The 23248-nt window shown below is 66.8% G+C and carries 23 protein-coding genes and 2 pseudogenes; 21 read left to right on the top strand and 4 right to left on the bottom strand.

Going from position 1 to position 23248, the window contains the following annotated elements; genetic code table 11:
• Positions 1-237 precede the first annotated feature (237 nt).
• The 10 genes from VEIS_RS20905 to VEIS_RS20865 all read left to right on the top strand — a co-directional run bounded on the left by VEIS_RS20905 (position 238) and on the right by VEIS_RS20865 (position 8251).
• The gene (locus tag VEIS_RS20905) at positions 238-1278 is read left to right on the top strand and encodes an extracellular solute-binding protein (protein ID WP_011812014.1); all 1041 of its coding nucleotides are present in this window, start codon (positions 238-240) and stop codon (positions 1276-1278) included.
• Positions 1275-2381 (top strand): ABC transporter ATP-binding protein, encoded by a 1107-nt coding sequence (locus VEIS_RS20900; RefSeq protein ID WP_011812013.1) that lies wholly within the window; start codon positions 1275-1277, stop codon positions 2379-2381. Before VEIS_RS20905 ends, VEIS_RS20900 begins: the two co-directional genes overlap by 4 nt.
• A complete protein-coding gene (locus VEIS_RS20895) occupies positions 2378-3349 on the top strand; it encodes an ABC transporter permease (RefSeq protein WP_198137908.1) in 972 nt (323 codons plus the stop codon). The genes VEIS_RS20900 and VEIS_RS20895 overlap by 4 nt, the downstream gene beginning before the upstream one ends.
• Positions 3346-4143, top strand: coding sequence for an ABC transporter permease (locus VEIS_RS20890; RefSeq protein WP_011812011.1), 798 nt, complete (start codon positions 3346-3348; stop codon positions 4141-4143). The genes VEIS_RS20895 and VEIS_RS20890 overlap by 4 nt, the downstream gene beginning before the upstream one ends.
• 11 nt (positions 4144-4154) lie before the next feature.
• Positions 4155-5096 carry a polysaccharide deacetylase family protein gene (locus tag VEIS_RS20885; protein ID WP_011812010.1) on the top strand — a complete coding sequence of 314 codons (942 nt, stop codon included), beginning with the start codon at positions 4155-4157 and terminating at the stop codon, positions 5094-5096.
• Entirely contained in the window at positions 5093-5836 is a 744-nt protein-coding gene (locus tag VEIS_RS20880; protein WP_011812009.1) for a GntR family transcriptional regulator, read from the top strand. The genes VEIS_RS20885 and VEIS_RS20880 overlap by 4 nt, the downstream gene beginning before the upstream one ends.
• Positions 5733-6308, top strand: coding sequence for a HipA N-terminal domain-containing protein (locus VEIS_RS20875; RefSeq protein WP_157048620.1), 576 nt, complete (start codon positions 5733-5735; stop codon positions 6306-6308). The genes VEIS_RS20880 and VEIS_RS20875 overlap by 104 nt, the downstream gene beginning before the upstream one ends.
• Positions 6309-6328: 20 nt before the next feature.
• Entirely contained in the window at positions 6329-6736 is a 408-nt protein-coding gene (locus tag VEIS_RS30820; protein WP_232287768.1) for a hypothetical protein, read from the top strand.
• A 105-nt stretch (positions 6737-6841) separates the two neighbouring features.
• Positions 6842-7171, top strand: coding sequence for a ferredoxin FdxA (fdxA, locus tag VEIS_RS20870; RefSeq protein ID WP_011812006.1), 330 nt, complete (start codon positions 6842-6844; stop codon positions 7169-7171).
• Positions 7172-7189: 18 nt separating this feature from the next.
• Positions 7190-8251, top strand: a complete 1062-nt coding sequence (locus VEIS_RS20865; RefSeq protein WP_011812005.1) for an NAD(P)/FAD-dependent oxidoreductase — start codon at positions 7190-7192, stop codon at positions 8249-8251.
• A gap of 109 nt (positions 8252-8360) precedes the next feature.
• Here the strand turns inward: VEIS_RS20865 and thiD are convergent, their stop codons facing one another.
• Positions 8361-9254 (bottom strand): bifunctional hydroxymethylpyrimidine kinase/phosphomethylpyrimidine kinase, encoded by an 894-nt coding sequence (gene thiD, locus VEIS_RS20860; protein ID WP_011812004.1) that lies wholly within the window; start codon positions 9252-9254, stop codon positions 8361-8363.
• Positions 9255-9365: 111 nt separating this feature from the next.
• On the opposite strand from thiD, the gene thiO reads away from it, so the two are divergent.
• The 8 genes from thiO (at position 9366) to VEIS_RS20825 (ending at position 16538) form a co-directional block, all read left to right on the top strand.
• Positions 9366-10502 carry a glycine oxidase ThiO gene (gene thiO / locus VEIS_RS20855; protein WP_011812003.1) on the top strand — a complete coding sequence of 379 codons (1137 nt, stop codon included), beginning with the start codon at positions 9366-9368 and terminating at the stop codon, positions 10500-10502.
• 8 nt (positions 10503-10510) lie between these two features.
• A complete protein-coding gene (gene thiS, locus VEIS_RS20850; protein ID WP_041951130.1) occupies positions 10511-10708 on the top strand; it encodes a sulfur carrier protein ThiS in 198 nt (65 codons plus the stop codon).
• 11 nt (positions 10709-10719) lie between these two features.
• Positions 10720-11535, top strand: coding sequence for a thiazole synthase (locus VEIS_RS20845; protein WP_011812001.1), 816 nt, complete (start codon positions 10720-10722; stop codon positions 11533-11535).
• The gene (locus VEIS_RS20840; RefSeq protein ID WP_011812000.1) at positions 11528-12472 is read left to right on the top strand and encodes a thiamine phosphate synthase; all 945 of its coding nucleotides are present in this window, start codon (positions 11528-11530) and stop codon (positions 12470-12472) included. The genes VEIS_RS20845 and VEIS_RS20840 overlap by 8 nt, the downstream gene beginning before the upstream one ends.
• Positions 12473-12476: 4 nt before the next feature.
• On the top strand, positions 12477-12758 hold the full coding sequence (locus VEIS_RS29215) for a hypothetical protein (protein ID WP_157048619.1): 282 nt from the start codon (positions 12477-12479) through the stop codon (positions 12756-12758).
• A 618-nt stretch (positions 12759-13376) separates the two neighbouring features.
• Entirely contained in the window at positions 13377-14096 is a 720-nt protein-coding gene (locus VEIS_RS20835) for a Crp/Fnr family transcriptional regulator (protein ID WP_011811997.1), read from the top strand.
• 13 nt (positions 14097-14109) lie between these two features.
• A complete protein-coding gene (locus VEIS_RS20830; RefSeq protein WP_011811996.1) occupies positions 14110-15198 on the top strand; it encodes a phosphotransferase in 1089 nt (362 codons plus the stop codon).
• 65 nt (positions 15199-15263) lie between these two features.
• Positions 15264-16538 carry an acyl-CoA dehydrogenase family protein gene (locus VEIS_RS20825; protein WP_011811995.1) on the top strand — a complete coding sequence of 425 codons (1275 nt, stop codon included), beginning with the start codon at positions 15264-15266 and terminating at the stop codon, positions 16536-16538.
• Between the two features lie 141 nt (positions 16539-16679).
• Here VEIS_RS20825 and VEIS_RS20820 read toward each other — a convergent pair.
• Positions 16680-19249: pseudogene (locus VEIS_RS20820) on the bottom strand (penicillin acylase family protein).
• 36 nt (positions 19250-19285) lie between these two features.
• The gene (locus VEIS_RS20815) at positions 19286-20266 is read right to left on the bottom strand and encodes an LD-carboxypeptidase (RefSeq protein WP_011811993.1); all 981 of its coding nucleotides are present in this window, start codon (positions 20264-20266) and stop codon (positions 19286-19288) included.
• A gap of 108 nt (positions 20267-20374) precedes the next feature.
• Here VEIS_RS20815 and VEIS_RS27060 point away from each other — a divergent pair, with 108 nt between their 5' ends.
• The gene (locus VEIS_RS27060) at positions 20375-20569 is read left to right on the top strand and encodes a hypothetical protein (RefSeq protein WP_157048618.1); all 195 of its coding nucleotides are present in this window, start codon (positions 20375-20377) and stop codon (positions 20567-20569) included.
• On the opposite strand, the gene VEIS_RS27055 is transcribed toward VEIS_RS27060, so the two are convergent.
• Positions 20551-21308, bottom strand: a protein-coding gene (locus VEIS_RS27055) for an IS5 family transposase (protein WP_232287766.1) whose coding sequence is annotated in 2 segments (ribosomal slippage) — positions 20551-20981 and positions 20981-21308 — 759 coding nt in all. Because the reading frame shifts where the segments join, the coding sequence is not laid out codon by codon here. The two genes, VEIS_RS27060 and VEIS_RS27055, sit on opposite strands and share 19 nt — an antisense overlap.
• A gap of 68 nt (positions 21309-21376) precedes the next feature.
• Here VEIS_RS27055 and VEIS_RS20805 point away from each other — a divergent pair.
• Together VEIS_RS20805 and VEIS_RS20800 are read left to right on the top strand one after the other, a co-directional pair.
• Positions 21377-22144, top strand: a pseudogene (locus tag VEIS_RS20805) (fumarylacetoacetate hydrolase family protein); the annotation flags it as partial.
• Between the two features lie 54 nt (positions 22145-22198).
• A complete protein-coding gene (locus VEIS_RS20800) occupies positions 22199-23245 on the top strand; it encodes a LacI family DNA-binding transcriptional regulator (RefSeq protein ID WP_011811990.1) in 1047 nt (348 codons plus the stop codon).
• Positions 23246-23248: the final 3 nt, after the last annotated feature.

The following is a 23248-nucleotide window of genomic DNA, read 5'->3' as shown; positions in this document are numbered from 1 at the left end:
CCAGGCGTTACGCCACCCAAGGGCCAAGACGCCGCAGTATTTGAGCACTCCGGCTCGTGCCGATCGAGCCGACAACGGGGCCGGCACGAGCGTCCAAGGACAGGCATGCGCATGATTTTTGCTTAAATCAAAATCGTGCACTTTGACCGATGTATCGTGCACTTTTCTGGTGCAAACACCCCTGCACGAGGTCGCACCGCTCACCACCTGCGGGCCTGGCCCGAAAGGAAGCGCTCGATGACACCAGCCAAGCCCAACCTCACGCGCCGCAGGTTCAGCCAAGACCTGCTGGCCGCATCCTCTGTGGCCTTTCCCGGCTGGCTGCACGCTCAGGGCAAAGGCAAGGAAATCGTGGTCGGTGGTGCTGGCAGCCACAAGATTTTTCTCGACCCGTTGATTCCGGTGTTCGAAAAGCAGACCGGCTGCAAAGTGTTGTTCGAAGGCACGCGCTCGCTGGTCAATCTGGAAAAAATGCTCAGCAACAAAAGCAGCCCCTACATGTCTGTCGTGCTGATGGACGACCCGGTGATGATTGCGGCGGTCAAGGAAGGGGTGCTCGACAAGCTCAGCGCCGGCGCCATCCCCAGCCTGGCGAAACTCAAGCCCGGCACCGTGCACATGGATGGCATGTGGGCCAACTACATGCAATCGACCACCGGCGTGGCGATCAATACCGGCAAACTCAGGCAACTGCCTTCGTATGCCACGCTGTGGGAGCCGGCCTTCAAGAACAAGCTCATCATCCCGTCGCTGCAAAACACCGAAGGCTTGGCCATGATCGCGGCCGCCGCGATGCTGGAGACCGGCAAGCCCATGAAGGAGGCGCAGTACCTGCCCGATGCCGCATTCAAGAAGCTCAAGGCACTCAAGCCCAACTTGCTGACGGTCTACACCCAGGTGCCGCAGGCCCTGAACCTGCTGGAGCAAGGCGAAGCCAGCGCCATCGCCGCCATGATCGGTTCCAACGCCTTTGACCGCAAGGCCAAGGGCGCGCCGATCGACTTCCTGCTGCCCAAGGAAGGCGGCATGGCCATGCCCACGGGCGTAGCCAAGGTCAAGGGCGCGCCCGAACAGGCGCTGGCCGACGCCTTCATCGAATGCATGTTGGGCGCCTGGCAGCAGCGGATTTGCGACATTTCGCTGGCCTGGCCGACCAACACCTCTGTGGCAGCGCCGGCCGGCGTGCCCAAGGGCACGGTGTTCGTTCCCGACTGGGCCTACATCAGCGAACGGCGCAAGGGCTGGGTCGAGCGCTGGGACCGTGAGATGGCGATATGAGCGCATTGCGTCTGTCCGGCATCACCAAGCGCTATGGCAGCCAGACCGTGGTCAACGGTCTGGACCTCGCGGTCGGTGCGGGTGAATTCGTCTCGCTGCTCGGGCCGTCCGGCTGCGGCAAGACCACGCTGCTGCGCATCATTGCGGGCCTGACGGCCTGCGATGGCGGCCGCATCGTGCTGGCAGACAGCGACGTTACTGCGCTGCCGGCGCACCAGCGCAACATCGGCGTGGTGTTCCAGAGCTATGCGCTGTTTGCGCACCTGAGCGTCGGGGAAAACATTGCTTTCGGCCTCAAGGCGCGTGGTGTGCCCAAGGCCGAGATCGCCAAAGGCGTGGCGGCGGCCCTGAAGTCTGTGCAACTGTCAGCGCTGGCGGACCGGCCCATCTCGGCGCTGTCGGGCGGGCAACAGCAGCGGGTGGCGGTGGCCCGGGCGATTGCGACCCGGCCGCGGCTGCTCCTGCTGGACGAGCCGCTGTCAGCGCTGGACCGCAAGCTGCGCGAGGCCATGCAGATCGAACTGCGCCAGATGCTGCGCGACGCCGGCATGACGGCCATCTTCGTGACGCATGATCAGCAGGAAGCGCTGGTCATGTCCGACCGCATCGCCGTCATGAACGGCGGCTGCATCGAGCAGTTCGACGTGCCCGAGCGAATCTACGCCCGGCCCCGCACCCCCTTCGCCCTGAACTTCGTTGGCCTGTCGTCGCAGTGGACGGGCCAGGTCAGTCGCATCGAAGGCGACACGCTGACGGTGCGCACCGCGTGCGGCGACATCACCGCCCCCGCGCCGCCCGGCCTTCGCTCCGGCACGAAGGTGCTGGTCGGCGTTCGGCCTGAGCGCATGACCGCGAGGCCCGAAACCACTGCATTGCACGGCGCCAGCGACAACCGCTTGACACTGCCGGTCAGCGAAATCGTCTACCGTGGCGCGACCCGGCTGGTGTATTTCGGTGCGCCGGAATGTGCGCCGGGAAGCCTGATGGCCGAATTGCCTGCCCACTTGGGCGCAGCGCCGGCGCATGGCGATCTGCTCTCGCTCAGTTGGCCGGTGGCAGACACGCTGGTCTTCGCGCTGGGCGCACAGGTGCAGGTGCCGTGAGCGCCGCCCGGCCGCCCGAAGGCGCTCACACCGCAGCCGAAGGCGAAGGTTCTCCAGCGAGCGCCGCGCGGCCGCCCGAAGGCGCTGCGGCGAGCGCCCTCGCTTGCCGCAGCGTGGCCTGGCTGGCGCTGCCCGGCGCCGGTTACCTGATGCTGGTGTTCGCGCTGCCGCTGGCCGTGCTGCTGGCCAGCAGTTTTCATGCGCCAGGCGGTGCCTTGAGCTTGGCCGGCTACGCCCGGTTTTTCTCCGACGGCTACAACGCCACCGTCGTCTGGAATACGCTGAAGATCGCGGTGCTGGTCACCAGTGTGTGCCTGCTGATCGGCTACCCGGTTGCCTTCGCCATGGCCCGCGCCCGGCCGGCGGTGCAGGCCCTGATGTTCCTCGCGCTCATCTTGCCGCTATCGGTCGGTGTGATCGTCAAGAGCTTCGCCTGGACCATCCTGCTGCGCAGCAACGGCCTGGTCAACAGCACATCGATGGCGCTGGGGCTGGCCGACGAACCCGTCAAACTGCTGTTCAATGAACGCGGGCTGGTCATCGCCGCCGTGCATGTCTTCCTGCCGTTCATGGTGCTGCCCATCTTCACCGTCGCGCGGCAGATCGATTCGTGCCTGAAGGAGGCCGCCGCTACGCTGGGCGCCACCCCCTGGTACGCCTTTGCGCGAGTCACCGGGCCGCTGTCGCTGCCGGGTGTGGTCGCCGGCTGCGCGTTTGTATTTTCGATGGCCGTTTCGATGTATGTCATCCCGGCGCTGCTGATTGGTGACCGCTACCAGACCTTGCCCGCGCTGGTGGCCCGCGCCTATCTCTTCATGCGCGACCGGCAGGCCGGCTCGACCCTGGCGGTGGTGCTGTTGCTGATCGCCGTCGCCATCGTCGTCGGCAGCACGCTGCTGACCCGCCATCTGCAAGCCAAGACCAGCACCTCCAGCACCACCACCACCGCCGCCGGAGCCGCGAGGTGACAGCCAAACCCTGGAAAATATGGGGCGATGCGTTGCTGCTCTCATCGACCGCCGCTTTCATGCTGGCGCCGCTGGTGGTGATAGCGCTGGTGTCTTTCAGCGACAGTCCGGTCTTCGACCTGCTGACGGGCCACTGGTCCTGGCGCTGGTATGAGGCCATGTGGCGCAAGGACGGCCTCGGCGCCGCGCTGGGCCTGTCCGTCGGCGTGGCGCTGGCCTCGACCGCCGTTGCGCTGGTGCTTGGCACCTTGTGCGCCATCGCCATCGAACAGGGGCATTTTCGCGGGCGCCAGGCGCTGCTGGCCTTCCTGGTGTCACCACTGCTGATGCCGGGCTTGGTGATCGGCGTGGCGTTGCTGCAGGTGCTGCGCGAAATGGGTCTGCGCAATGTGTTTTGCTCCCTGCTGATCGGGCACATCGTCATCACCTTGCCTTACGTGACACGCACGGTGCACGCCAACCTGGCGCTCTTCGATCTGCGGCTCGTGGAGGCGGCGCAAACGCTGGGCCTGTCGCGCGGCCGCGCCGTGGCGCAAGTGATGGTGCCCGCTCTGGCGCCGGCCTTCCTGACTTCAGGGCTGTTCGCGTTTCTCGCGTCGATGGACAACTACCCGATCTCCATTTTCCTGACGGACGCGCGCAACAAAACGCTGCCCATCGAAATCTTGCGCTACCTCGAAGAATCCCCCGATCCGAGCATCGCGGCCATTTCGTCCTGCCTCATCCTGTTGGCCGTCGTCGTGCTGTTCGCCGCCGGGCGGCTGGTCGGCATGCGGCGCCTGGCCCGGTTCTGACACCATGAACCATGACATCACCCAAGCCATCCCCCGATCCTCCCGACCCGATACCTACGGCGTCGCCGCGCGACTTCATCGGCTACGGCCGGCAATGGCCCCCGGTGCGCTGGCCCGGCTCGGCGCGCGTTGCGGTGTCCTTCGTCGTCAACTTCGAGGAGGGCGCGGAATTTTCCATGGCCGACGGCGACGACCGCAACGAAGCGATCTACGAAGTCATCGACCGGCAGACCGTGCCCGATCGCTGCATCGACAGCCATTTCGAGTACGGCACACGGGTAGCCTATTGGCGCATCGCCGAGCTGTTTGCGCAGCATGGCCGCCACTACACGCTGAGCGCCTGCGGCCGGGCCGTCGAGCGCTCACCCTGGCTGGCCCGCCACGCAGCATCCGAAGGGCATGAAATCTCGGCCCATGGCTGGCGCTGGGAAAAAGGCATGCACCTGACGCCCGCGCAGGAGCGCGCGGCCATCGCCCGCACCCGCGCCGCCATCGCCCGCGCCGCAGGCAAGGCGCCCGTCGGCTGGCACACCCGCTCGAACGCCACGGCGGCCACCCGGGCGCTTCTGGTGGAACACGGCTTCCTCTACGACAGCGATGCGTACAACGACGACACGCCATACTTGCTGGACGTGGGCGGCCAGCGCCATGTCGTGCTCCCTTATGCGTTCGACACCAACGACATGCAGTTTCAGAACACCCAGCGCTTCGGCACCGGCGAAGACTTCGCCCAATACGTGTGCGCCGCCTACGACTGGCTCTGGCGCGAGGGCGCAGACCGGCCGCGCATGCTGTCGGTGGGCCTGCATCTGCGCATGATCGGCCGGCCAGGCCGCATCGCAGCGCTGGAGCGCATCCTGCTGCACATCCAGACCAAGGGCGGCGGCTGGGTCACGACACGCGAACGAATCGCCCGCCACTGGCTGGCCAGCCTGCCCGGAGACATGGCATGAAAGACAACGAACAAGCCATCTACGACACATTGTCCCGCGCGCTGCTGGCGGGCATGCTGACACCGGGCGCGCCGCTGCGCGAACCGGCTCTGGCCAAGGTGTTTGGCATCAGCAGGGAACGCATCCGCAAGATCCTGCAGCGCCTTGGGACCAACCGGTTGATCGAACTGGTGCCCAACCGTGGCGCCTTTGTCGCCTCCCCCGCGCAGGAGCAGGCGCACGGCATCTACGAGGCCAGGCGCATCCTGGAAGGCGGCATCGTCGGCCACTTGGCTGCCAGTCCGGGGGCAGATACCGTCGAGCGGCTGCGGGAACATATGGACAGGGAAAGCGCCGCACTGAAGAGCGGCGATCGTGCCGAGTCGGTGCGGCTGTCGATGCAGTTCCACATGATCCTGGCCGAAGCCACCGGCAACTTCTTCATCGTCCGGCAGGTGCAGGAACTCGTCAGCCGCACATCCATGCTGGTGGCGGTCTACGAGGCGGCGAACGCCAGCCAGTGCGCCTGCGAGGAACACCGGGACATATTCACGGCGCTGGTCGGCGGTGACGGCGCCGGCGCGGCCCGCGCCATGCGCGCCCACCTCTCGCTGATCGAAACCCGGTTGCGCCCCGGCGTGATGGCCCCTGCGCGGGATGCCGTCGAACTACTGGCGCAGCTATGGACTGCGTCATCGCACACAGCGCACACCGGCACCCCCGACGCACGGCACGCCAACTCCGTCGGCAGGGGCGCGTGAAGTTCAGCCAGAGGGGAGCGTGCGCGACTTCATTGCCCAGGCCGAACACATCTCTGCTGGCAATGTGTTCGGCCTGCTGGAGCGCTTCGGTGGCGACACCGCCGGAGCGCTGTCGCTGCTGCCACAGGGGCAAACTCCCTCGGCCGAACCGCACTATCTGCCTGTGCCGCCAGAGTTGATTCGGGCGTGGTTCGTCAACTCACGGGGGATTCCGCTCGACCTGACAGGCGAGCAAGCGCGGATGTCGCTGTCCGGGGTGCAGGACAAGATGGCAGTGTTCATCGACCCGGACGGCAGCATGGCAATCCCGCTGGGTGCCGCGCCGTCGAGCCACATCATCGAGCCCTCGATGGGCTACCACGCCCATGTCGCGCAAACGGCAATCGACGAAGGGCTGGTGATGACAGCCAGTGTGGAGGCTGAGGTACGCCGTTCTACCGGGCGGTTGCGAGCGCGTGCGGCTGTTCGGTGACCGGGCATGTCACCTCGGGCATGTCGAAGCCCCGGCGGGCCTCGACCAGGCACGTCTGGCGCAGGCCGCTGGCAGACGGCGCAATGCCCGGGCGGCGCATCGGTGATGACGGCATTGGGCTGGCCACTGGGCGCCGGGTGCTAGTGTCGCGTCACCGATCATCTGTCGGTCTGCGCTGGCCATCGAAGCGCATCGCGGCGTTGCATCGCTTGCCAATACAGCTCGGTATGGGCAAGCGATGCGCCTTGCGCTGCGCTCCGATGGCTGCGCGCAGCCTACGACATCTGATCCGTGACGCGACACTAGCCTGTGGCCCTGATGGCCGTTGCGTCCACCGATCGGCCGCAGCCCGGCCTTGCGCAATGAATTGCCAATCGCTGAGCGGCCATCGGGTGGCAGCACCACCGGCGGCTCAGGTAGAGCGATGACCTTTGCGTGCCGGGGCCTGCGCGCCGCGCCCGGCTCCGAGCCGGTGAAAGCTCTTAAAATCCAAGGGTTTTCACCAGACCCAACCCATCCACACAGCGCCTGTCATGACCCATGTCGTCTCCGAAAACTGCATCAAGTGCAAGTACACCGATTGTGTGGACGTGTGCCCCGTGGACTGCTTCCGCGAAGGCCCGAACATGCTCGTCATCGATCCCGATGAGTGCATCGACTGCGCCGTCTGCATCCCCGAATGCCCGGCCAACGCCATTTTTGCCGAGGAAGACCTGCCGGCCGATCAACTGGCCTTCATCAAGCTCAACGCCGACCTGGCCTTTGCCGCTGGCTGGAAGAGCATCACCAAGCGCAAGGGCGCGTTGCCCGATGCCGACGAGTGGAATGGCAAGCCGGGCAAGGTCGATCAGCTGATCCGCTGACCCTGGCTGGCGCATGCCGTGATCGAGACCGATGCCGTCGTCATTGGCGCAGGCCCGGTGGGCCTGTTCCAGGCTTTCCAACTGGGGCTGCAGGGCATCGGCGCGCACCTGATCGATGCCTTGCCGCAGGCGGGCGGCCAGTGCGTGACGCTGTATGGCGACAAGCCCATCTACGACATTGCCGGCATTCCGGTCTGTACCGGGCGCGAACTGATCGATCGGCTGCTTGCGCAACTGGCGCCGTTCAAACCGCACTGGCACCTGAACACCCTGGTGGCCGCCCTGGCCCCCCAGCCCGATGCCCGCCTGCTGCTGGAAACCGACACCGGCGCGCGCTTGCTGGCGCGCTCGGTGTTCATCGCCGCGGGCGTGGGCGCCTTTGTGCCCCGCACCCTGAAGATGGCGGGCATGGAGCGTTTTGTCGGCACGCAGCTTTTCTACCAGGTGCTGCCGGCGGGCATGGATGTCACCGGGCGCCAGGTCATCGTGCATGGCGGCGATGAAGGCGCCGTGGCCTGCGCCGTGGAACTGGCCGAGCAAGGCCGGGCGGCCCGCGTCAGCCTGCTGTATCGCCGTGATCTGTTCCAGGCGCCCGAGGCCCTGCTGCAGCGCCTGCAACGGTTGCGCGCTGCCGGGCGCATCGCCGTCGAGGTCGGGCAAATCACCGGCATCGCCAGTTCGGGCATGCCGCAGTGCAGCACATTGCGGGCTTTGCAGGTGGTCGATGCGCAAGGGGCCAGCCATGCGCTGCCGGTCGATGTGCTGGTGGCCGTTCTGGGCATCTCCCCCCGGCTCGGGCCGTTGACCGACTGGGGCATGGCCATGGCACGCAAGCAATTGCAGGTGGACACCGAGGCGTTTCGCACCAGCGTGCCGGGCATCTACGCCGTGGGCGACATCAACACCTATCCCGGCAAGCGCCGGCTGATCCTGTGCGGCTTTCATGAGGCCACGCTGGCCGCCTTTGCCGCCGCCGAAGCCCTCAAGGGCGACAAGGTGGCGCTGCAATACACCACCACCAGCGCCCATCTGCACCGGCTGCTGGGCGTGGCGCCGGCCAGCGGGGCCACCGGGCCGTAGGGCCCGTTGGGTTGGGATGGCCGCAGGGCCTGTTTGATCGGAATGGCCGTAGAGGCCCCGCGCGATCGATGGCCACCGGGCCGGCCTTCCACAGCGCTGCCGGTCCCGCCTAACCGTTGCCCGCACCAGCGATGACGGCAAAGCTCTGCTGCACCAGGGGGGCGTAGCCATGGTTCAGCGGCCCATGGCCATGCCCGGTGGTCACCTGCGCGCCCGCCGCCATGGCCTGCAGAATGTAGCTGCGGGCCTGTTCCACCGCCTGCGGCAGCGGCCGGCCCAGCGCCAGATGCGCGGCAATGGCGGACGACAGCGTGCAGCCCGTGCCATGGCCGTTGTGCGTGGCAATGCGCGGGGACTGCATGCACAGGAGCGGCGCGCCCTGCACGGCCAGCACATCCACGACCTGCGCGCCCGGCAAATGCCCGCCTTTGAGCAGCACGGCGCGGGCGCCCAAGCGCAGCAGATCCTGCGCCGCCTGTTCCAGCGCAGGCACGCCGTCGATGCTGCGGCCCAGCAGCCAGCCGGCCTCGTCCAGATTGGGGGTGATCAGCACGGCCAGCGGAAACAGTTCCTGCACCAGCACGCCCACCGTCTCCTGGGCCATCAGGCGGTCGCCGCTGCTGGTCACCATCACCGGATCGAGCACCACCTGCGGCAGCCGATGGCTGCGGATGGCATCGGCCGCCACGCGCACCACGGCGGGCGAATGCAGCATGCCGATCTTGACCGCATCGACACCAATGTCCTGCACCACTGCGTCGATCTGGGCTTTGAGCATCTCCGGGGGAATGCCGTGGATGCCCGTCACCGCGCAGGTGTTTTGCGCCGTGATCGCCGTGATCGCCGTCATGCCATAACAGCCCAAAGCGCTGAAGGTCTTGAGGTCGGCCTGTATCCCCGCCCCGCCACCGCTGTCGGAGCCGGCAATCGAGAGCACACGGGCATAGCGGCGTATTGCGTCCGATGCGCCCGGCGCGCCCGGCAGCGGAGTCGATGAAGTCATGGCCAAAATTATGGCCCATGCGCCAAATCGACCGCCGCCCGCAGAGGGTATGCTGTACTGCCTGTAAGCACACAGACAGACACAGACACAGACACACCGCGCGACCGATCCATGTCACTACGCCCCTCATCTTTTGCCATTCTGGGCGCCGGCCTGATGGGCCGATTGCTGGCGGTGGAATTGGCCCGCCAGGGGCAGCAGGTCGACATTTTCGATGCCGGCAGCGCTGCCGCCGAACAGGCCGCCGCCACGACCGCCGCCGCCATGCTGGCCCCATTGGCCGAGTCGGCGATCACCGAGCCCGGCGTGGTGCGCATGGGGCAGTACGCCCTGACGCGCTGGCCCCAACTGCTGGCGGCGCTGGACCAGCCCGTTTTCTTTCAGCAGGCCGGCACCCTGATCGTCTGGCACCGCCAGGATGCGGCCGAAGCCCAGCGCCTGACCCGCCAGCTTCAGGCCACGCAGCGCATCCTGCCCACATTGCCCGCGCTGCAAAAGCTCGACCGCCAAGCCCTGGCGCAGACCGAGCCGGCATTGGCCCAGCGCTTCGCGCAGGGTCTGTACCTGCCCGGTGAAGGGCAGTTGGACAACCGCCAACTGCTGGCAGCGCTGCTGCTGCAAATGCAGCGGCTCGCGGTGCGCATGCACTGGCACGCCGCGCGCTCGCCCGAGGACTTTGCCCCCGGCACCGCCGGCCAGCCCGACCGGGTGATCGACTGCCGCGGCCTGGGCGCCAAGCCCCAGTGGCCGGCACTGCGCGGCGTGCGCGGCGAAGTGGCGCGCGTCCATGCCCCCGATGTCACGCTGCAGCGCCCGACCCGGCTGGTCCACCCCCGCTACCCGATCTACATTGCGCCCAAGCAAGACCATCTGTTCGTGATTGGCGCCACCGAAATCGAATCGGACGAACTCGCGCCCGTCAGCGTGCGCTCGACGCTGGAACTGCTGAGCGCGGCCTATGCCGTGCATCCGGGTTTTGCCGAGGGCCGCATCCTCGAACTGGCCGCGCAATGCCGCCCCACGCTGGCAGACAATCTGCCGGCCATCCGCCAGCCGCGCAAAGGGCTGCTGCAAATCAACGGCCTGTACCGCCACGGCTTCATGATCGCACCGGCCTTGCTGGATGTGACGCTGCAACTGCTGCACACCGGACAATCGGCGCTGGCGCAAGATTTCGATCTGGCGCTGGAAATGCAACCACAACCCCCCGACCCCTTGGCCCGGCCCGGCGCCCATGTATTGGCATGAACATCGGCATGAACATCTCGATCAACCAGACCCCGCACGAATTACCCGAAGGCGCCACCGTGGCCGACGCCGTGGCCGCCATTGCCGCGCGCGCGCCCTTTGCCGTGGCCGTGAACACCGCCTTCGTGCCCCATACCCGCTATGCCACGCAGGCACTCCAGCCGGGCGACCGCGTCGAAATCATCTCCCCCGTGACGGGCGGCTGAGCCGGATTGCCATGACACCGCATGCCAGCCCCCATCCCGATCCCCTGGTGCTCTACGGCCAAGCCTTCGACAGCCGCCTGCTGCTGGGCAGCGCGCGCTACCCATCGCCCGCAGTGCTGGAGGCCGCAGTACGGCGCGCCCGGCCGGCCATGGTCACGGCCTCGCTGCGCCGCCAGGGCAGCAACCCCGCCGAGAGCGGCAGCGGCTTTTGGGAACTGCTGCGCCGGCTCGAAGTACCCGTGCTGCCCAACACCGCCGGCTGCCACAGCGTGCAAGAGGCCGTCGCCACCGCACAGATGGCGCGCGAGCTGTTCGACACCCCGTGGATCAAGCTGGAACTGATAGGCGACGACTACACCCTGCAACCCGACACGCTGAACCTGGTGGCCGCCGCCGAGCAACTCATCCGGGACGGCTTTCAGGTCCTGCCCTACTGCACCGAAGACCTGGTGCTGTGCCAGCGGCTGGTCGACGTGGGCTGCCAGGCCGTGATGCCCTGGGCCGCCCCCATAGGCACCGGGCGCGGCCCGGCCAACCCCTATGCGATGCAAATGCTGCGCGAACGGCTGGACGTGACGATGCTGGTCGATGCCGGGCTGGGCCGGCCCTCGCACGCCTGCCAGGTGATGGAATGGGGCTACGACGGCGTGCTGCTGAACACCGCCGTCGCCCTGGCCCAAGACCCGGTGGCAATGGCTGCGGCTTTTGCCGGCGCGGTGAGCGCCGGACGCGCCGCACACCAGGCCGGCGCCATGAGCGCACAAGATGCCGCCCAGCCAAGCACACCGGTGCTCGGCACCCCTTTTTGGCACCATGCCCATGCGTAGCACCGACAGCATGGCGCAAGCCATCGTGGCGCAGCACCGCGCCGCCTTCACGGGCTTTGCCCCGGCGCCCATGCCCGAATCGACAGCGCAAGACCCGGTCTACCTGGCCGCATTGCAGGCATGCAGCGCGCTGGGCTTCATTGCGCCGGATGCGCAATGCCTGGCCCGCGCCTGGCAAGCACGCACGCAGCGCACCGGCTCGTTCCAGGCCGAACCCTGGCCGGATGACCCCCGGGACTTCGGCCTGCAACCCGAACCACGCGCCCACCGGTTCGCGCCCTGCCCGGAGCGCCTGGGCCTGTACGCCGTATTGCCCGACGCCGGCTGGGTCGCCCGCATGGCGCGCGCAGGGGTGCCGACGGTGCAACTGCGCTACAAATCCTGCGACACCAGAGCCATCGAACAGGAAGTAGCGGCCGCCGTCCAGGCCGTGCAAGGCACGGGCGCGCTGCTGTTCATCAACGACCATTGGCAAGCCGCCATCACTGCCGGCGCCTATGGCATCCACCTGGGCCAGGAAGACCTGGATGCGCTCACCCCCCAAGACCTGCAAACGCTGCGCCACTGCGGCCTGCGCCTGGGCCTGAGCACCCATGGCTACGCCGAAATGCTGCGCGCAGACGCCGTAGGCCCGAGCTACATTGCGCTGGGCGCCGTGTTCCCCACCACCCTCAAGACAATGGCCACGGCCCCACAGGGCATCGGCCGGCTGGGCCGGTACGCGCGCTTGCTGCGCCACTACCCCCAGGTCGCCATTGGCGGCATCGGAGCCGAGCAATTCCCGCAGGTGCTGGCCACCGGTGTCGGCTCCATTGCCGTGGTGCGGGCACTGGTCAACGCCCCCGACCCTGACGAAGCTGCGCGGCAATTGATGGGACGCATCGCACTGAGCGCAAACGAGCGATTGGCCCACTCGAACGACGAGTTGGCGCCGTAACCTAGTGTCGCGTCACCGATCATCTGTCGGTCTGCGCTGGCCATCGAAGCGCATCGCGGCGTTGCATCGCTTGCCAATACGCTCGGTATGGGCTGCGCGCTGCGCCTTGCGCTGCGCTCCGATGGCTGCGCGCAGCCTACGACATCTGATCCGTGACGCGACACTAGCGTGGCGCAGGCCACTGCCTGCTGTCAATGCGTTGGCAGAAAGCCCGCATCGAGCGGGTGGGGCCGCGATGAAACCTGAGCCCATTCGGGAAAGCGACGCCTGCATCGTGCATGAATAGCGGCTCTGGCCACGAAGACCACGCAAGCCGCGCCACGCCAACACAGGCAACAATGAAAAGTACCCGAATCAACGGCCTGCGCATCACGGTTCAGCCTTGATCTGATCATCAGATTGCAAGATGTCATGAACAGGCCCGGAGGGAGAAATCCCGGGCCGGCTTCGGGTTCCGGCGCTGGCCACGGCCATGATGCCGCGATGAAAAGCATTCGGTTTCCCGACATTGCCGGCGCTGGCGCCATGTGCTGCGCCGTGGCGCGCGGGGCCTGCGTCTCATGCATGTCGAAGACGACGGGGCGCGCAACCAATCCCACCACTGATCGCACGCAAGCCCCCATGCCCGCAGAAATCCAAAGCACCCGCCGGGGCTACGGCCCTGATCCACGAGTAGCCAGACCGGGGCTGCGGCCCTCATTTTCGTTCATTGCCCAGCCCCGGGATGCTGCACCGCAGCATCCCGGGGGTTTTGGGTCTGCGCAAACGGGTCAATGCCGATTTTTGCTAATTTAGAACTAGACAACTGGATACAAAAAATACGGGCCAAGTCGGCCTCTGCGGCGTTGTACAGCGGGCCTGAAACATGACAATGGAGTTGTTTCAGTCATGTAAGAGATAGGCCATGGACAATCCGATCCTTACTCTTGAAGAGCGTGCAGCAATCAATGCAGGTCGATGGTTTTCATCCCTTTCACCCTCGCTGCGCCACGATATCCTGCGTTGTGCGTATGTCAAACGCTTCAAGAATGGCAGCGTGATTGCCACACGCGGAAACCCGCCCCTGGAATGGATTGCCTGCGCGCGCGGGTCGGTGCGGGTGGGGTCGATCGCAGCCACGGGCAAGCAGATCACGCTGACCTATGTGGAGCCGGGAGTCTGGTTCGGCGATGTGGCGTTCTTCGACGGCAACCGGCGCACGCATGACGCCTATGCGCGTGGCGACACCACCATCGTGTGCGTGTCCAAGGAGAACTTCCACAAGATTCTGTCCGGGCATGTCGAGTTCTACGAGGCCATGCTGCGCCTGCATGCCAAGCGCATCCGCAGGCTGTTCGACTTGGTGGAAGACCTGAGCACGCTGCCGTTGCGGGCAAGGCTGGCCAAGCAGTTGATGCAACTGACGCACCGTTTTGGCATTCCGAACCGGGCCGGCGACAGCGAGATCCGCATCGGCTTGCAACTGGCGCAAGAAGATCTTGCACAATTGCTGGGTGCATCGCGCCAGCGGGTGAACCAAGAGCTCAAGACCATGGAACGCGAGGCAACCATCCGTATCGAGTCGAGCAGCCTGGTAGTACGTGATCGTAACGCGCTGCTGCGTATCGTTACAGTGTGCAACTGAACTGGCCCCCGCCATGAATGACAATTTCGACCACTTCGTCGGCACCCGCCCGGTTTCTGCTCAACATGCCTTCGACATCGGTGCGCTGAGCGCTTGGCTGGCGCAGAACATGGAGGGCTTTTGCGGCCCCCTGACGGTGGAGATGTTCAAGGGCGGGCAGTCGAACCCCACCTACAAGCTCATCACCCCCGGCATGGCCTATGTGATGCGCTCCAAGCCCGGCCCGGTGGCCCGGCTGCTGCCTTCGGCCCATGCCGTCGAGCGCGAGTTTGCCGTGATGCGCGGCCTGTATGGCACCGATGTGCCTGTGCCCCGCATGCATGTGCTGTGCGAGGACGAGTCGGTCATCGGCCGCGCCTTCTATGTGATGGAATACATGCAGGGCCGGGTGCTGTGGAACCAGTCGCTGCCCGGCATGACGCCGGCCGAGCGCGGCGCCATCTACCGCGAGATGAACCGCGTGATCGCCGCGCTGCACCGCGTGCCATTTGCCGAGCGCGGCCTGGCCAGCTACGGCAAGCCCGGCAATTACTTTGACCGCCAGATCGGCCGCTGGAGCCGGCAGTACCAGGCCTCGATCACCCAGCCGATCGAAGAGATGGACCGCCTGATGCAGTGGCTGCCTGCGCACCTGCCCGCCAGCGCCCGCGACCAGGGCCATGTCGCGATCGTGCACGGCGACTACCGGCTCGACAACCTGATGTTCCATCCCACCGAGCCGCGCGTGCTGGCCGTGCTCGACTGGGAACTGTCCACGCTCGGCCACCCGCTGGCGGACTTCAGCTACCACTGCATGAGCTGGCACATTCCGACCACGCTGGGCCGCGGGATCGGGGGGCAGGATCTGGCCGCACTCGGCATCCCTGATGAAGACAGCTACATCCGCAGCTACTGCGAGCGCACCGGCAGCAGCACGCCCGAGGCGCTGCGCGCCGACTGGAATTTCTACCTCGCCTACAACTTGTTTCGCATCGCGGCCATCCTGCAAGGCATTGCCAAGCGGGTGGAGGATGGCACTGCGTCGAACGCCCAGGCCAAGGCCTCGGGCGCGGCTGCACGGCCGATGGCGCAACTGGCCTGGTCGTTCGCGCAGCGCAGTTGACGGGGTGTGAAAGAATAGCCAGACCAAGGCGGCACCCGGCCGCCGATTTTTTTGCTGGAGACACCATGGATTTCGAATACTCCCCCAAGACCAAGGAACTGCAGGCCCGACTGCTGCGCTTCATGGACGAGCACATCTACCCGGCCGAGACCGCCTACAGCGCCGAACTGGCCGCCAACACCGCCGCAGGCAAGCGCTGGTCGGCCCTGGCCACCATCGAGAACCTCAAACCCAAGGCCCGGGCCGCCGGCCTGTGGAACCTGTTCCTGCCGGTCGATAGCGCTGCCGCATCGGGCTACGACGGCGCCGGCCTGACCAACCAGGAATACGCCCCGCTGGCTGAAATCATGGGCCGCGTGCCCTGGGCCAGCGAGGTGTTCAACTGCTCGGCCCCGGACACGGGCAATATGGAAACCATTGCGCGCTACGGCGACGAGGCCAACAAGGCGCGCTGGCTCGTGCCCCTGCTGGAAGGCCGGATCCGCTCTGCATTTGCGATGACCGAGCCCGAAGTGGCCTCCAGCGATGCCACCAATATCGCCACCCGCATCGAGCGCCAGGGCGACGAGTACGTGATCAACGGCCACAAGTGGTGGATCTCCGGCGCCGCCGACCCACGCTGCGCGGTGTTCGTGACCATGGGCAAGACCGACCCCGAAGCGCCCCGGCATTCGCAGCAGAGCATGGTGCTGGTGCCGGCCGACAGCCAGGGCATCACCATCGTGCGCCCTTTGAACGTGATGGGCTACGACGACGCCCCCCACGGCCATGTCGAGATGACCTTCGAGAACGTGCGCGTGCCCGTCTCCAGCATCCTGCTCGGCGAGGGCCGTGGCTTCGAGATCGCCCAAGGCCGCCTGGGCCCTGGCCGCATCCACCACTGCATGCGTCTGGTCGGCCTGGCCGAGCGGGCGCTGGAACTGATGTGCCGGCGCGCCACGGCGCGCACCGCCTTTGGCAAGACCGTGGCACAGCAGACCGTCACTCAGGAGCGCATTGCCGAAGCCCGCTGCAAGATCGACATGGCCCGTCTGCTCACGCTCAAGGCCGCTTGGCTGATGGATATGGCAGGCAACAAGGTCGCCAAGACCGACATCGCGATGATCAAGGTGGTGGCACCCGGCATGGCCTGCCAGGTCATCGACTGGGCCATGCAGGTGCATGGCGGCGGCGGCATGTGCGATGACTTCCCGCTGGCCCACGCCTACGCCCATGCCCGCACCCTGCGCTTTGCCGATGGCCCGGACGAGGTGCACCGCAATGCGATCGCCAAGTGGGAATTGGGCAAGTACGGCAGCTATGGCCGTGATGCCGCAGTGCCGGTGACGCGCGGCAGTTGATTGCCATCCCCCCGCACCTCCGCACCCCCGCAACGGGTGCGCTCTCGTTTTCATCGCTGTCGGCGCATCTGGGTCTTGCGGGTCTTGCGCCGGCAGCATCCGTTACTGAACGGGCTACGCAATGGGCGGCGGCCCGCAGGCTCACGGAGCAGCAGGCACCAGGGTCAGCCGATGCGCCCAATGCGCTGGCCGGCGTTGCAGGGGGCGGTAGCCGGTGGCGGCCCAGGCGGCGCTCATGTCGCGGTAGCGGGGCGAGAACACCAGCCCGCTCTGGCCGGTCTGGTAGATGAAGCGCGACTGCTCCAGGTCCGCCAAGTCATACACCGCGCGCAGCGAGGCCGCATGGCGGTTCACGAACGGCCCCCGGGTCTGGCCCGGGTTGTACTGCCCCACGTTCACGGTGTACGAGTCGCCATGCGAGGCGACGCGGACGTTGAAAAAACGGGCCAGCGCCGGCACGTTGCCAAACGGCTGGTGCTCGCTCAGCGCCGGGTGCGCAATGCCCCAGCGCCACTGTGCCGGGTCGGGGCCATAGGCCGTTTGCAGGCGCTCCAGCGCACGGGTCAGCGCGGCAGAGGATTGCTCGGCGCAGGACATGGGCTGGCACCACCAGCCGTCGTTGCGTTCCAGGATGCCTTCCAGCGCCGCCCGGTAGTCGCGCTTGCCATAGGTGGCGGCAAAGCGCGCCTGGCCGATGCGCGGCTCGATCAGGCCGCGCGTGAGCTCATCGGCCCAGGCGGCAAACACCAGGGGCGCCGCTTGGTCGGCATCCATCACGGCGTCAAAGTTCGCCAGCAGCGCTTGCACGGGCGCGGCCAGCGGATGCGGCGAGCGGGCCTGTCGCAGAGAGGGCAGCAGCCGGCGCGTGGCCAGCGATGTCACATCATGCTGCATGGCCTGCATGCTGGCGATGTCGTGCTTTTCGCGGGCCTCGATGAGCTGTTCTATGCGCTGATAGCGGTAGGGCAGAACCCAGTCTTGCGTCAGGTAATGCGGGTAGTCCGGCGCCGTCACGCGCTGGTTGGCCGTGGCCACCCAGCCCTTGGCGCCGTCGTCGCGCGGGGTCTGCGCCGCAGGCAGCCAACCCGTCCAGTCGTAGCGCGCCTGCCAGCCGGGCGCCGGGGCCACGCCCCGGATGTCGTTGGCGGGATCGCGCAGCGGCACCCGGCCCATGGCCTGGAAACGGATCCGGCCCTGGTCGTCGGCCGCCACCACGTTCTGCATCGGCGAGTGATACGGTGACATGGCCTGGAACAATTCATCGACCGTCCGGGCCTGGTTGGTTTGCAGGCCCGCCATCACGCTCTGGTTGTCGGCGTCGAGCGCACTCCAGCGTAGCGCGATCAGGTATTTGTCCAGGTCCAGCACCTCGGCATGCGACTTTTGCACATCGCTCAGCACCGGGCCATGGCGGGTGCTGCGCAGCCTGAGCACGGTATCGGCGGCCCCTTTGACGCGGATGGTTTCGGTGCGCACCGTGAACGGCGCCCAGCCCTCGGGGGTGCGGTATTGCGTGGGATCGGCGGGGTTGATCTGCTCCAGGTACAGGTCCTGCACGTCGGGGCTGGTGTTGGTAAAGCCCCAGGCCACATGGTCGGTGCGGCCCAGCACCACGAAAGGCAGGCCGGGCAAGGTGGCCCCGACTGCGGCCAACGGGGCGATCGGCGTGCCGTCCGAGGCCTGCCCCGCAGGCGCTTGCAGCGCGGCAAAGTACCAGATCGCCGGCGCCGCCAGCCCCAGGTGCGGGTCGTTGGCCAGCAGCGGTCGGCCACTGACCGTGCGCGTGCCTGCCAGCGCCCAGTTGTTGCTGCCCCGGCCTTCATTGCTGCCGGCATTGCGCGTGAGCGCTTCGGCCCAGGCCAGCAGGCCGGCGTTCAGATCGTTGGCGTGGCCAAGCCATGGGTCTTGCCGGGCCGGGGCGGCTGCTTGCGGTCCGGTGGCGGCGGAGGTGCTGGTGCTGGGGTCGGTGGCCGGAGAACGCCGGTAAACCCCCCATTGGCGATACAGCGCCGCCAGGTCCGCCGAGGCGGCGGGCTGCTCGCCGGGGTAGGGGGCATCAACTGCCACAGGCGGTCCGTGTCCAGCGTCCTGGCGAGTGCCAGACGCGCGAATTCCTGGCCCCAGTTGCCGCCCAGGTCCAGCGCCATCATCAGCGTCCAGCCCACGCAGTCCTCTGGCTCCCAGACGCTGCCGGTTGCGCCGCCAGGCTGGACGCCGAGCAGATGGAACTCGGGCGGCAATGCCTGGGGAAGGTTCTGGTGGAAGGCCCGAATGCCCTGGCTATAGGACTGCAGCGCTTGCCTGGTGTGCAGCGGCAGCCCTGCGTACTGGCGCCGGGCGCTGCCCATGATGTCCAGCGCGCGCATCAACTTGTCGGTTTCGAGCGTGGCGGCGCCGAAGACTTCGGACAGCTCGCCGTGCATCACCCGGCGTTGAAATTCCAACTGCCAGGTGCGCTCTTGCGCATGCACATAGCCCAGCGCGAACCAGGCGTCCTGCGGGGTCTGTGCCTGGATGTGGGTCAGGTCGGCGCCATCGCGCCGCACCAGGACATCTGCGCGCAGCCCCGCTACCGCCAGCCTGCCATCGAGCTGCGCAAAGCTGCGCTGCACATAAACCGCTGCGCCGCCGCCGGCCAGCAGCAGCGCCGCCACCAGAGTGATGGCTGCCCAGCGGACCCAGGTCGTGGCCCGAGTCATGCTCCAAGTCATGGCGTTGGTCTCCCGTATTTTGGCAACGGCATGGCTTTAGTGCCGGGGGCCCCAGTAGATCAGCGCATCGCGCTCTTGCACCGACAGCGACACCGTGGCGCCCACGGGCAAAAGCACCTTGGTCGCGACATGGCCGAACGGCAGATGGGTCAGCACAGGGGCCTTGATCTGCGTGCGCAGCCAGTCGACCACGGACTGCAGCCGGTAGCCCTTGTCATGGGGCGTCAGCTTGAAATCGGTGAACTGCCCGAGCAGCACCGCCTTTTGCCTGGCCAGCACCCCGGCGTGCAGCAACTGGGTGAGCAGGCGTTCGATGCGGTAGGGATGCTCATGCACATCCTCCAGAAACAGCACGCCGCCGGCGATGTCCGGAAAGTACGGCGTGCCCAGCAAGGAGGTGAGCATGGACAGATTGCCGCCCCACAGCGTGGCGCGCTTGAGGTGCATCGCGGGCTGCACAGGCCGGTCGGCGGCGGCATCGGGTCGGGGGCGCGGCAGGCGCCAGCCGGTGCCCTCGCCGTGGCCGGCCAGCAGGTCGTCGAAGCAGGCTTGCATGATCTCGTCAGGCGCGCCGGCGACACCAAAATCTGCGCTCAGCGCCGGCCCGGCCCAGGTGCTGGCACCGGTGCGGGCCAGCACGGCCAGTTGGAACGCGGTGAAGTCGCTCAGCCCGACGAAATGCGTGCCCTTGGCAATGGCCTTGGCCACCGCCTTGTAGCGTATCCCCGGCAGGATGCGCGTCAGGCCATAGCCACCGCGTGAGATCAGCGCCACATCGGCGCCACTGGCTGCGGCGCGGTGGATGGCGGCCAGGCGCGTGGCGTCGTCGCCGGCAAAACGGGTGTGCGTGGCCAGCGCAGACACATCGACCTCCACCTGATGGCCCTGGGCCTGCAAGCGCGCGATGCCGCGCCTGAAAGCGGCCTTGTCACGCACCGCGCTGGAGGGGGAATAGATGTACAGATGCTTGGCGCCATGGTCGTGGTTGCCGGGCAAGGGGTCGTGGTCGTGGTGCAAAAGCGCTCCGGCCCTTGGCAGGCCAGCTCCGTCAACAAGGGTAGACCCGGCCAGTGTACCGTCCCGCAAATAGCTGCACGAAATGGAATCGCTGCGCTGCGTGCCTTAGTGTCGCGTCGCCGATCATCTGTCGGTCTGCGCTGGCCATCGAAGCGCATCGCGGCGTTGCATCGCTTGCCAATACGCTCGGTATTGGCTGCGCGCTGCGCCTTGCGCTGCGCTCCGATGGCTGCGCGCAGCCTACGACATCTGATCGGTGACGCGACACTAGGGCGTGTTAACAATCAAGTAATCCAGATATAAATACAAACCAGATTGAGAAACGACAGGTAGTTACGCGCCAGCTTTTCATAACGAGTTGCGATTCTTCGGAATTGCTTGATCCGATTAAAAAAACGCTCGACCAAATTGCGCTCCTTATACAGATGTCGATCATAACTTCGCTGCACCACACGATTGCGCCTGGGTGGAATGACCGCCGTCGCACCAGCGACCTGAATGCTGTCAATCAGGGCATCGGCATCGTAGCCCTTGTCAGCCAGTACCGCATCGGCTTTCAAGCCTTCCAACAGCGACTTGGCTTGTGTAATATCGGCTACCTCGCCACCAGTGAGCAGCCAACGCACTGGGCTACCGAGCGCATCGACAACGACGTGAATCTTGCTCGTCCATCCACCACGCGAACGGCCTATTGCCTGTGGCCCCTCTTTTTTTTGGCACCAGCAGCGTGTTGATGTGCACGCACCACCGTACTATCGATCATCAGCATTTTCAAATCTCTGTCGCCACTGACAATTTCGCAGACCCGCTGCCATACGCCCGACTCGCCCCAGCGTTTGAACCGCGTGTATGTCGTGTGCCAGTTGCCCAATTCTGCAGGCAAGTCTCGCCATGGTGAACCCGTGCGCATGATCCACAACACCGCTTCCAAAAATAGCCGATTGTCCTGGGCGGTCGCCCCAGGATCGCTCGGCTTACCCGGTAATAACGGAGATAATTTCTCCCATTGTTCATCACATAGTAGTTTTCTGACTTCTTGCATTTTGAACCCCTATTCATTCAAAGATCAAGTATAGACATAATCCATTGATTGTTAACACGCCCTAGGGCATCCGCCCCGGCTCGCCCGAGGCCGACCGGCTCAAGGCGGTGCTGCTGGCGCAGGGCCTGTGGTCGCAGTACCTCGAGGTCGGCATCGGCCCCGACGCCGAAATCTTCACCAAGGCGGCGCCGCTGGCCTCGGTCGGCACCGGCGTGCAGGTCGGCCTGCATCCCGGCTCGGCCTGGAACAACCCCGAACCCGAGGTGGTGCTGGTGGTCGACGCGCGCGGCACCGTGGTGGGCGCCACCCTGGGCAACGACGTCAACCTGCGCGACTTCGAAGGCCGCAGCGCACTGCGGCTCGGCAAGGCCAAGGACAACAACGGCGCCTGCGCCATCGGCCCGTTCATCCGCCTGTTCGATGCGCACTTCGGCATCGACGACGTGCGCGCCACCGTGGTGTCGCTGCGCGTGGAAGGCGAGGACGACGGCTTCGTGCCCGAGGGCGCGAGCTCCATGGCGCGCATCAGCCGCGACCCGCTGGAGCTGGTGCGCCACGCCATGGGCGCGCACCACCAGTACCCCGACGGCATCCTGCTGCTCTGCGGCACGATGTTCGCGCCCATCCAGGACCGCGACGCGCCGGGCGCGGGCTTCACCCACCACGTGGGCGACCGCGTGGCGATTCATGCCGAGCAGCTGGGCACGCTGGTCAACCGGGTGGGGCGCAGCGACGCGATCCCGCCGTGGACCTTCGGCATCGGCGCGCTGATGCACGACCTGGCCGGGCGCGGCCTGCTGGCCGCCGCGGGAACGGGCACGCGCACCGGCGCATGACGCCGCCGCCTGCCGGACCATGCGCCGGTTGACGGCAGAATGCGGGGCCTGCCCATGAACGACACCGACAAACGCCAGATCCGCCGCCGCTTCGGCACCAACTCGGTCACCATGGCCGACGTGGCGCGCGTGGCCGGCGTGTCGGCACAGACGGTCTCGCGCGTGCTGCGCGAACCCGACGGCTGTTCGCCGCAGACGGTGGAGCGCGTGCGCGAGGCGATCCGCAGCACGCAGTACGTGCAGAACCACGCGGCCAGCCACCTGGCGTCCAACCGCAGCATGACGGTGGCAGCGGTGATCCCGCAGATCGCCGCCTCCATCTTCGCGGAGACGCTGCAGGGCCTGTCGAACGTGCTGCTGCAGGCGGGCTACCAGGTCATCATCGGCCACACCGACTACAGCCACGAACGCGAAGAGGCCGTGGTGCGCAACCTGCTCGGACGCCGCCCCGACGCCTTCTTTCTCGTCGGCACGCACCACACCGACGCCGTGCGCGACATGCTCGTGCGCGCCGCGATTCCGGTGGTGGAAAGCTGGGCCTGGACCGACGCGCCCATCGACCAGCTCGTGGGCTTTTCGAACCAGGCGGCACTGGCCGAAGCCGTCGCCTACGCGCGGCGACGCGGCCATGCGCGCCCGACCTTCGTGGGCTCGCTGCGCGCCGGCGACGACCGCGCACGCGAACGGATGGACGGCTATCTCGCGGGCATGGCGCAGCACTACCCGGGCTTTGCACCGCGCACCGTGGTGGCCGACGAGCTGCCCTACACCATGGCCAGCGGCAGGGCGCTGCTGGACATTGCGCGCGCACGCCATCCCGACAGCGACCTGCTGCTGTTTTCCAGTGACTTGCTGGCCGCAGGCGCGCTGCTGGCGTGCCAGCGCCAGGGCATCGCGGTGCCGCAAGCGCTGGCCGTCATGGGTTTCGGCGACTACGAGGTCGCCAGTGAACTGAACCCCGGCCTCACGACCATCGCCGTGCCGACCGTGCGCATGGGCGAGGAAGCGGCGCGCATCCTGGTGCGGCGCCTGCGCAACGAGACGCCCGACACGCGCACGCTCGACCTGGGCTTCGAACTGGTCGCACGCGGCAGCGCCTGAGCG

Source organism: Verminephrobacter eiseniae EF01-2 (genome assembly GCF_000015565.1).
GTDB lineage: Bacteria > Pseudomonadota > Gammaproteobacteria > Burkholderiales > Burkholderiaceae_C > Acidovorax > Acidovorax eiseniae.
The sequence above is the reverse complement of the archived record's forward strand: the minus strand, read 5'-3'. Positions and strand labels throughout refer to the sequence as shown.